Origin of the sequence: Actinacidiphila rubida, from assembly GCF_900110255.1 — a bacterium.
Lineage (GTDB): Bacteria > Actinomycetota > Actinomycetes > Streptomycetales > Streptomycetaceae > Actinacidiphila > Actinacidiphila rubida.
On the sequence record NZ_FODD01000015.1, the window covers coordinates 180512 to 190547 of the forward strand.

A 10036-nucleotide genomic window follows, 5' to 3' on the forward strand; every position below is an offset into this window, starting at 1 on the left:
AGGAGGAACCGGCACAGTAAGTGCTTGGCGACGGACTGTGCACAGGACGTGCGAGATCCCTTCGTCGTCTGGTGCAATGGTGCCGTTGAGAACGAATGAGGAGGAGCGTCCTCCTATCCGCCGCATACGCCGGTCCTCGGTAGTGGCCCCCGGGTGGTCAACCCCCGGTGGCTTCGATCGAAGACCGGCACCGGCAGGACGCCCCTCCGCCGATGGCCCGCAGGGACACGCCCTGGGGGCATGGACGAGGAGAATCCCCATAGTGGAGAACGAGACCCACTACGCCGAGGCCGTGATCGACAACGGCACCTTCGGCACTCGCACCGTCCGCTTCGAGACCGGCCGGCTGGCCCGCCAGGCCGCCGGTTCCGCGGTGGCCTACCTGGACGACGACACCATGGTGCTGTCGGCCACCAGCGCCTCGAAGCAGCCCAAGGAGCACTTCGACTTCTTCCCCCTCACGGTGGACGTCGAGGAGCGCATGTACGCGGCCGGCCGGATCCCCGGCTCCTTCTTCCGCCGCGAGGGCCGTCCGTCCGAGGACGCCATCCTCACCTGCCGGCTGATCGACCGCCCGCTGCGCCCGTCCTTCGTCAAGGGCCTGCGCAACGAGATCCAGGTCGTCTGCACGGTCATGGCGCTCAACCCCGACCACCTGTACGACGTGGTCGCCATCAACGCCGCCTCCTGCTCCACGCAGCTGGCCGGCCTGCCCTTCTCCGGCCCGATCGGCGGCGTCCGCGTCGCGCTGGTCAAGGGCCAGTGGGTGGCCTTCCCGACGCACACCGAGCTCGAGGACGCCGTCTTCGACATGGTCGTCGCGGGCCGCGTGCTGGAGGACGGCGACGTCGCGATCATGATGGTCGAGGCTGAGGCCACCGACAAGACCATCACGCTGGTCGAGGGCGGCGCCGAGGCGCCGACCGAGGAGGTCGTCGCCGCCGGTCTGGAGGCGTCGAAGCCGTTCATCAAGGTGCTGTGCAAGGCGCAGTCCGAGCTGGCCGCCAAGGCCGCCAAGCCGACCGCCGAGTTCCCGATCTTCCTCGAGTACGAGGACGACGTGTTCGAGGCCCTCGAGGCCGCGGTCACCGACGAGCTGGCGCAGGCGCTGACCATCCCCGGCAAGCAGGCCCGCGAGGCCGAGCTGGACCGGGTCAAGGGCCTGGCCGCCGAGAAGCTGCTGCCGCAGTTCGAGGGCCGCGAGAAGGAGATCTCCGCGGCCTACCGCTCGCTGACCAAGAAGCTGGTCCGCCAGCGCGTCATCCGCGACCGGGTCCGCATCGACGGCCGCGGCGTCACCGACATCCGCACCCTGGCCGCCGAGGTCGAGGCGATCCCGCGGGTGCACGGTTCCGCGCTGTTCGAGCGCGGTGAGACCCAGATCCTGGGCGTCACCACCCTCAACATGCTGCGGATGGAGCAGCAGCTCGACACGCTGGCGCCCGAGACGCGCAAGCGCTACATGCACAACTACAACTTCCCGCCGTACTCCGTCGGTGAGACCGGCCGCGTGGGCTCGCCCAAGCGCCGCGAGATCGGCCACGGCGCGCTCGCCGAGCGCGCCCTGCTCCCGGTCCTGCCGACCCGCGAGGAGTTCCCCTACGCGATCCGCCAGGTCTCCGAGGCGCTGGGCTCCAACGGCTCCACGTCGATGGGCTCGGTCTGCGCCTCCACCATGTCGCTGCTGAACGCCGGTGTGCCGCTCAAGGCCCCGGTCGCCGGTATCGCCATGGGCCTGATCTCCCAGGAGATCGAGGGCGAGACGCACTACGTGGCGCTGACCGACATCCTCGGTGCCGAGGACGCCTTCGGCGACATGGACTTCAAGGTCGCCGGCACGAAGAACTTCGTGACCGCCCTGCAGCTGGACACCAAGCTGGACGGCATCCCGGCGTCCGTCCTCGCCGCGGCCCTCAAGCAGGCCCGCGACGCCCGCCTGCACATCCTCGACGTGATGATGGAGGCCATCGACTCCCCGGACGAGATGTCCCCGAACGCGCCGCGGATCATCAGCATCAAGATCCCGGTGGACAAGATCGGTGAGGTCATCGGCCCCAAGGGCAAGATGATCAACCAGATCCAGGAGGACACCGGCGCCGACATCTCCATCGAGGACGACGGCACGGTGCTGATCGGCGCCACCGAGGGCTCCCAGGCCGAAGCGGCGCGCGCGGTGATCAACCAGATCGCCAACCCGACGATGCCCGAGGTCGGCGAGCGTTACCTGGGCACGGTCGTGAAGACCACCACCTTCGGCGCCTTCGTGTCGCTGATGCCCGGCAAGGACGGTCTGCTGCACATCTCGCAGATCCGCAAGCTCGCCGGCGGCAAGCGCGTCGAGAACGTCGAGGACGTCCTCGGCGTCGGCGCCAAGGTGCAGGTCGAGATCGCCGAGATCGACCAGCGCGGCAAGCTCTCCCTGATCCCCGTGATCGAGGGCGAGGACGACGCCGCGGACGGCGACGCGAAGGACGAGTCGGACAAGTGACGACCCGCTCCACCGCAGTGACGGCCCGCCCCTCCACCAAGGGGCGGGCCGTCCGCACGCGGGCCACCCGGACCCGTACCCTGCTGCCCGGCACCGACGGCACCGGCACCGTCCGCCGCAGCGTGCTGCCCGGCGGCCTGCGGGTGGTCACCGAGACCCTGCCCACGGTGCGCTCCGCCACCTTCGGCATCTGGGCCGGCGTCGGCTCACGTGACGAGACCCCGGCGCTCAACGGCGCCACCCACTATCTGGAGCACCTGCTCTTCAAGGGCACCCAGCGGCGCAGCGCGCTCGACATCTCCTCCGCGATCGACGCGGTCGGCGGCGAGATGAACGCGTTCACCGCCAAGGAGTACACCTGCTACTACGCGCGGGTGCTCGACACCGATCTGCCGCTGGCCATCGACGTGGTCAGCGACATGCTCACCGGGTCGCTGATCCGCCAGGAGGACCTCGACGCCGAGCGCGGGGTCGTCCTGGAGGAGATCGCCATGACCGAGGACGACCCGGGGGACCAGGTCCACGACCTGTTCACCACCGCGCTGCTCGGCGACTCGCCGCTGGGCCGCCCGGTCCTGGGCACCGTCGAGACCATCAACGCGCTCACCCGCGACCAGGTCGCCCGCTTCTACCGCAAGCACTACGACCCGACCCGGCTCGTCGTGGCGGCCGCCGGCAACATCGACCACGCCACGGTCGTCCGCCAGGTCAGGCGCGCCTTCGAACGGGCCGGTGCGCTCGGCGACGCCGAGGCGGAGCCGCAGGCGCCGCGCGGCGGGCTGCGCACCCTGCGGGCCGCCGGCAACGTCGAGATCCTCGACCGGCGCACCGAGCAGGCCCACGTGGTCCTCGGCATGCCGGGCCTGGCCCGCAACGACGACCGGCGCTGGGCGCTGAGCGTGCTCAACGCCGCTCTCGGCGGCGGTATGAGCTCCCGGCTGTTCCAGGAGGTCCGCGAGAAGCGCGGCCTGGCCTACAGCGTGTACTCGTACACCTCGGCCTACGCCGACTGCGGCATGTTCGGCGTGTACGCCGGATGCCAGCCGCGGCGGGTGCCCGAGGTGCTCAAGATCTGCCGCGACGAACTGCAGCAGGTCGCCGAGCACGGCCTGGACGACGAGGAACTGCGCCGCGCCATCGGCCAGTTGTCGGGCTCCACGGTCCTCGGACTGGAGGACACCGGCGCCCTGATGAACCGCATCGGCAAGAGCGAGCTGTGCTGGGGCGAGCAGCTGTCGGTCGACGACCTGCTCGCCAGGATCGCCGCCGTCACCCCGGACGAGGTGCGCGCGGTGGCCCGCGATGTACTGGGGCAGCGTCCCTCGCTGGCCGTCATAGGGCCGGTGAAGGACAAGCAGGCGGCCCGCCTGCACGACGCCCTGGCCTGACACCCGGGCGGGCGGCGCGCCCCGCGTGCCGCCCGCCCGGCCCCTCGCCCTCCGACGCGTGACCGGACGAACCTAAGGACCACGAAACGATGAGCACCCTCCGTGTGGCCGTCATCGGCGCCAAGGGCCGGATCGGCTCCGAGGCGGTCCGCGCCGTCGAGGCGGCCGACGACCTGGAGCTGGTCGCGGCCCTCGACCGCGACGACCGCCTCGACGCCCTGACCGACGCCGGCGTGCAGGTCGCGGTGGACCTGACGCACCCCGACGCCGTCATGTCCAACCTGGAGTACGTCGTCGGCCAGGGCATCCACGCGGTGGTCGGCACGACCGGCTGGACGCCCGAGCGGCTGGCGGCCCTGGAGGGCTGGCTGGCCGCCGTTCCGGGCACCGGCGCGCTCGTGGCCCCGAACTTCTCCATCGGCGCCGTGCTGACCATGCGGTTCGCCCAGCAGGCGGCCCGCTGGTTCGAGTCCGTCGAGGTGATCGAACTCCACCACGACAACAAGGCCGACGCGCCCAGCGGCACCGCCACCCGCACCGCGCAGCTCATCGCGGCCGCCCGCCACCAGGCTGGCCGCGCGCCCCAGCAGGACCCGACGACGCACGGCCTCCAGGGCGCGCGCGGCGCCGACGTCGACGGCGTGCCGGTGCACTCGGTGCGGCTGCGCGGCCTGCTCGCCCACCAGGAGGTGCTGTTCGGCGGCACGGGCGAGACCCTCACCGTCCGGCACGACTCGCTGCACCACAGCAGCTTCATGCCGGGCATCCTGCTCGCCGTGCGGACCGTGCCCACCGTGCCCGGCCTCACCTACGGCCTGGAGCACTACCTGGCCGGCACCGACGGCACGGAAGGGATCTGACGCCGTGCGCGCCCGTCTCAGCTACACGGTCTCCGCGATCGTCCTGGTCTTCTACTTCGTCCTGGTCGGCGACCGCGGCGTGCTGCTCATCGCGGACGGCCGTCCGGTCACCGTGGCGTTCGGCGTCGCCGTGCTGGTGCTGCCGCTGATCGGTGCCTGGTTCCTCTGGCACACCACCCAGTTCGCCCGGCACGCGGGCCGGCTGGGGCGGGAACTGGAGGCCGAGGGCGGCCTCCCCGTCGACGAGCTGGTCCGCACGCCCAGCGGCCGCATCGACCGCGACTCGGCCGACGCGGTGTTCGCCAGGCGGCAGGCCGAGACGGAGGCCGCGCCCGAGGACTGGCGGAACTGGTTCCGGCTCGCCGTCGCGTACTTCGACGCGCGTGACACGCCGCGGGCCCGCAAGGCCATGCAGCGGGCCATCGCCCTGCACGACGGGAAGCCCGCCGGCAGCTGACGCCCGTGGCCGGCGGGCCGGCGGCGTCAGCTCAGCTCGGTCGCCCAGCCCTCCAGGGCGTCGGCGGCGATGTCGAACGCCTCGACGCGTCCCAGGAAGTCCGCGTTGTGGTCGGTCATCAGCGGCCGCAGCGTCTCGCCGCCGCGCCGCGTGATGAGCAGCGCCTGGCCCTGCACGGTCCTGGGCGTGCCCAGCACCTTCACCGGCTGCTGCGCGGTGCGCACGCCCGCGACCTGGCGCCACGGCACCGTCACGGTCGCGAAGAAGGCCACCTGGCGCAGGCCCTTGCCGCTGATCCACACGCCCATCCGCAGCAGCCGCAGTGTGGCCGCGATCACCGCGAGCGCCAGCCCCAGGCACAGCCCGGCGCCCTGGACGCTGCCGGCCGCGACCATGATCAGCGCGGCGAACATCAGGTACGACGCCAGCATCAGGGCCAGTGCGGCGACGCCGACCCGCCACGGGCCCGGCCGGTACGGGCGCATCCAGCCGTCCTTGGCGGCGTGCGGCAGCGGACGGCCGCCCTCGTACTCGGTGTACTCGGGGGCGAGGACGGTGGTGGAGCTGTGCGGCTGGGACACGCGGCGAATCCTCATCAGGTTCGGGCGGGGGCGGGGCTCTGGGTGAGGCTAGCCGCCGCGAGCACGACGGCCAACCTCCGGGACGGCCGGTCGGCTGCGATTCGCTGTCCGAGCCAGCCTCTAGGCTGGTCCGCAGCCAACAGGAAGGACCTCCGGTGTCGACCGATCTGCCCACCGGGACCACCGTCCCCGTCCGCTTCCGCGACGACGTCACCGTCGAACTGGTCAAGCACAGCGCCTCGGACTCCGACGTCCTGTGGGCGGCCCGGGTCTCGACGGCGGGCGAGCAGTCGCTCGAGGAGCTGACGAAGGACCCCGAGCGGTCCAAGGGCCTGATCAACTACCTGATGCGGGACCGGCACGGCAGCCCCTTCGAGCACAACTCGATGACCTTCTTCATCAGCGCCCCGATCTTCGTGTTCCGTGAGTTCATGCGCCACCGCGTCGGCTGGTCGTACAACGAGGAGTCCGGCCGGTACCGCGAGCTGGAGCCGGTCTTCTACGTCCCCGGCACGGACCGCAAGCTCGTCCAGCAGGGCCGGCCCGGCAAGTACGAGTTCGTGCACGGGACTCCCGAGCAGCACAAGGCCACGGTCGCCGCCATGGAGGAGTCGTACGCCCAGTCCTACGCCGCCTACCAGCAGATGCTGGCCGCCGGCGTGGCCCGCGAGGTGGCCCGGGCGACCCTTCCGGTGGGCCTGTACTCGTCGATGTACGCCACCTGCAACGCCCGCTCGCTGATGCACTTCCTGGGCCTGCGCACCCAGCACGAACTGGCGAAGGTCGCGTCCTTCCCGCAGCGGGAGATCGAGATGGTCGGCGAGCGCATGGAGGCGCTGTGGACGCAGCTGATGCCCCTGACGCACGCGGCGTTCAACGCGAACGGCCGAGTCGCCCCCTAGGAAAATGTCCGAAGTGTTCAGATTGCAGGCATTCGTGAAGTTCATCTAGGCTGCAGAAACGGACTCCGGCGTTGCTTGAACCCCCGAGCAGGCAGCGCCGGAGTCCTTCCTTCGCAGGTCCCGCGGCTGCACCGTGACGGGCCCACCCAGTACCGTGGGGGCATGGCTCCGACCTCCACCCCCAAGGCCCCCTTCGGGCGGGTCCTGACCGCAATGGTCACGCCGTTCACCGCGGACGGCGCGCTCGACCTCGACGGCGCCCAGCGCCTGGCCGCGTACCTGGTGGACGCCGGCAACGACGGTCTGGTCGTCAACGGCACCACCGGGGAGTCGCCCACCACCGGCGACCAGGAGAAAGACCAGCTCGTCCGAGCCGTGGTCGAAGCCGTCGGGGACCGCGCCCACGTCGTGGCGGGCGTCGGCACCAACGACACCGCCCACAGCGTCGAGCTGGCCCGCCGGGCCGAGGCCGCCGGCGCGCACGGCCTGCTCACCGTCACGCCGTACTACAGCAAGCCCTCCCAGGAGGGCCTGTACCGGCACTTCACGGCCATCGCCGGCAGCACGGGCCTGCCGGTCATGCTCTACGACATCCCCGGCCGCAGCGGCGTCCCCGTCGACACCGAGACCCTCGTCCGGCTCGCCGAGCACCCCCGGATCGTCGCCAACAAGGACGCCAAGGGCGACCTCGGCGCCGCCTCCTGGGCGCTCGGCCGCAGCGGCCTGGCCTGGTACTCCGGCGACGACATGCTGAACCTGCCGCTCCTGTCGATCGGCGCCACCGGCTTCGTCTCCGTCGTCGCCCACCTCGTCACCCCCGAGCTGCGGGCCCTCCTGGAGGCCTACACCGGCGGGGACGTGCACAAGGCCGCCGAGATCCACCAGCAGCTGCTCCCGGTGTTCACCGGCATGTTCCGCGCCCAGGGCGTCGTCACCACGAAGACCGCCCTCGCGCTGCGCGGACTGCCGGCCGGACCCCTGCGGCTGCCCCTGGTCGGCCTGACCGACGCGGAAACCGAGCAGCTCAGGAAGGATCTCGCCGCCGGCGGGGTACACCTGTGAACACAGACTTCACAACTGAATACGCCTGATTACCGAAGAACACCGACGACGTCCGAAGAAGAACGAGCCGTGTGCGCGAAAGCCCCGGGAAGGGCCTCGTGGCGCGCACGGTAGGGAGAACCTTTTGAGTCATCCGCACCCTGAACTGGGCCCCCCGCCGGCACTGACCGAGGGTGGTCTGCGCATCACCCCGCTCGGCGGCCTCGGCGAGATCGGCCGTAACATGACCGTCTTCGAATTCGACGGCAAGCTGCTGATCGTCGACTGCGGCGTCCTCTTCCCCGAGGAGGAGCAGCCCGGTGTCGACCTGATCCTGCCGGACTTCAGTTCCATCCGGGATCGCCTCGACGACGTGGTGGGCATCATCCTGACCCACGGCCACGAGGACCACATCGGCGCCGTGCCCTTCCTCCTCCGCGAGAAGGAGGACATCCCCCTCATCGGCTCCAAGCTGACCCTCGCCCTGATCGAGGCCAAGCTCCAGGAGCACCGCATCCGGCCGTACGCCCTCGAGGTCAAGGAAGGCGACCGGGAACGGATCGGCCCCTTCGACTGCGAGTTCGTCGCCGTCAACCACTCCATCCCCGACGCGCTGGCCGTCGCCATCCGCACCCCGGCGGGCATGGTCGTCGTCACCGGCGACTTCAAGATGGACCAGCTGCCGCTGGACGGCCGGCTCACCGACCTGCCGACCTTCGCGCGCCTGGGGGAGGAGGGCATCGATCTGCTGCTCTCCGACTCCACCAACGCCGAGGTCCCCGGGTTCGTCCCGCCGGAGCGCGACATCTCGCAGGTGCTGCGGCAGACCTTCGACCGCGCCGACAAGCGGATCATCGTGGCCAGCTTCGCCAGCCACGTGCACCGCATCCAGCAGGTCCTGGACGCCGCGTACGAGCACGGCCGCAAGGTCGCCTTCGTCGGCCGCTCCATGGTCAGGAACATGGGCATCGCCCGGGACCTCGGCTACCTCAAGGTCCCCGGCGACCTCATCGTCGACGTGAAGGTGCTCGACGACCTGCCCGACGAGAAGGTCGTGCTGGTCTGCACCGGGTCCCAGGGCGAGCCGATGGCCGCGCTCTCCCGGATGGCCAACCGCGAGCACCAGATCCGCATCGTCGAGGGCGACACCGTCATCCTCGCCTCGTCGCTGATCCCCGGAAACGAGAACGCGGTCTACCGCGTCATCAACGGGCTCACCCGCTGGGGCGCCAACGTCGTGCACAAGGGCAACGCCAAGGTGCACGTCTCGGGCCACGCCTCGGCCGGCGAACTCCTGTACTTCTACAACATCTGCAAGCCGCGCAACCTCATGCCGATCCACGGCGAATGGCGGCACCTGCGGGCCAACGCGGAACTCGGCCAGCTCACGGGAATCCCCAAGGACCGCTGCGTGATCGCGGAGGACGGCGTCGCCGTCGACCTCGTGGACGGGGTGGCCAAGATCGTCGGCAAGGTCCAGGCCGGTTACGTCTACGTCGACGGGCTCTCCGTCGGCGACATCACCGAGTCCTCCCTGAAGGACCGTCGCATCCTCGGCGAGGAAGGCATCGTCTCCGTCTTCGTCGTGGTCGACAGCAGTACGGGAAAGCTCGTCGGCGGGCCGAACATCCATGCCCGCGGCTCGGGAATCGACGACGAGGCGTTCGCCGCCGTCATTCCCAAGATCGAGGAGGGACTGTCCCGTTCCGCCTCCGACGGCGTCCTGGAGACCCGTCAGATCCAGCAGCTCATCCGCCGCACCGTCGGCAAGTGGGTGTCCGACACGTACCGCAGGCGCCCGATGATCCTGCCGGTCGTGGTCGAGGTCTGACGCATCGTCAAGACACGCGCAGGGAGCGGGCCGCCGGATTTGCATCCGGCGGCCCGCTCCAGTACGTTGGCACAACCGCCTCGACGAGACAGCGGAATCGTGCGTCTCGGAGCCTTTACCGGCAAAGGGGCTGGTAATTCCGACCGGAAAGCATCTGCTAAGGTTGGAACACAACGAAGGGAAAGCCCGGAGGGGCCCGAAAGGGAACCGAAGGAAGCGTCCGTTCCTTGAGAACTCAACAGCGTGCCAAAAGTCAACGCCAGATATGTTGATACCCCGTCCCTCACGGTTCGCCGTGGTGGATGTGGTTCCTTTGAAAAGTCCTTCCTGTAGCGGGAAGGCAAGACACAGCGAGGACGCTGTGGGCGGTCGGATTATTCCTCCGATCGTCCCGCTCTTTCGTGTGTTGCCGGGATAGCCCGGAAGCATTCACGGAGAGTTTGATCCTGGCTCAGGACGAACGCTGGCGGCGTGCTTAACACATGCAA

General features: G+C 70.1%; 8 protein-coding genes and 1 rRNA gene. 8 read left to right on the plus strand and 1 reads right to left on the minus strand.

Features of this window, described 5'->3' with window-relative positions; translation table 11 throughout:
* The first annotated feature begins 262 nt into the window (after positions 1-262).
* The 4 genes from BMW99_RS17035 to BMW99_RS17050 all read left to right on the plus strand — a co-directional run bounded on the left by BMW99_RS17035 (position 263) and on the right by BMW99_RS17050 (position 5193).
* Positions 263-2488 carry a polyribonucleotide nucleotidyltransferase gene (locus BMW99_RS17035; protein ID WP_069465810.1) on the plus strand — a complete coding sequence of 742 codons (2226 nt, stop codon included), beginning with the start codon at positions 263-265 and terminating at the stop codon, positions 2486-2488.
* Positions 2485-3876, plus strand: a complete 1392-nt coding sequence (locus tag BMW99_RS17040; RefSeq protein WP_075017062.1) for a M16 family metallopeptidase — start codon at positions 2485-2487, stop codon at positions 3874-3876. The genes BMW99_RS17035 and BMW99_RS17040 overlap by 4 nt, the downstream gene beginning before the upstream one ends.
* 89 nt (positions 3877-3965) lie before the next feature.
* Positions 3966-4736, plus strand: a complete 771-nt coding sequence (gene dapB / locus BMW99_RS17045) for a 4-hydroxy-tetrahydrodipicolinate reductase (RefSeq protein ID WP_069461856.1) — start codon at positions 3966-3968, stop codon at positions 4734-4736.
* A gap of 4 nt (positions 4737-4740) precedes the next feature.
* Positions 4741-5193: a tetratricopeptide repeat protein gene (locus tag BMW99_RS17050; protein WP_069461857.1), complete on the plus strand. Its 453-nt coding sequence runs from the start codon at positions 4741-4743 to the stop codon at positions 5191-5193.
* A 26-nt stretch (positions 5194-5219) separates the two neighbouring features.
* Here BMW99_RS17050 and BMW99_RS17055 read toward each other — a convergent pair whose 3' ends face one another.
* Positions 5220-5705 (minus strand): hypothetical protein, encoded by a 486-nt coding sequence (locus BMW99_RS17055; RefSeq protein WP_107451400.1) that lies wholly within the window; start codon positions 5703-5705, stop codon positions 5220-5222.
* 236 nt (positions 5706-5941) lie between these two features.
* On the opposite strand from BMW99_RS17055, the gene thyX reads away from it, so the two are divergent.
* From thyX to BMW99_RS17080, 4 genes are all read left to right on the plus strand, one after another.
* A complete protein-coding gene (gene thyX, locus BMW99_RS17060) occupies positions 5942-6676 on the plus strand; it encodes an FAD-dependent thymidylate synthase (protein ID WP_069461861.1) in 735 nt (244 codons plus the stop codon).
* A gap of 162 nt (positions 6677-6838) precedes the next feature.
* Positions 6839-7738 (plus strand): 4-hydroxy-tetrahydrodipicolinate synthase, encoded by a 900-nt coding sequence (dapA, locus tag BMW99_RS17065; RefSeq protein WP_069461859.1) that lies wholly within the window; start codon positions 6839-6841, stop codon positions 7736-7738.
* Between the two features lie 124 nt (positions 7739-7862).
* Positions 7863-9548, plus strand: coding sequence for a ribonuclease J (locus BMW99_RS17070; protein ID WP_069461860.1), 1686 nt, complete (start codon positions 7863-7865; stop codon positions 9546-9548).
* Positions 9549-9976: 428 nt separating this feature from the next.
* Positions 9977-10036 (plus strand): 16S ribosomal RNA (locus BMW99_RS17080); the annotation flags it as partial.

What these genes read in the sequence shown, in the direction of transcription:
- dapB (WP_069461856.1), top strand. Translation starts at nt 3,966, where the DNA reads ATGAGCACCCTCCGTGTGGCCGTCATCGGCGCCAAGGGCCGGATCGGC.
- dapA (WP_069461859.1), top strand. Translation starts at nt 6,839, where the DNA reads ATGGCTCCGACCTCCACCCCCAAGGCCCCCTTCGGGCGGGTCCTGACC.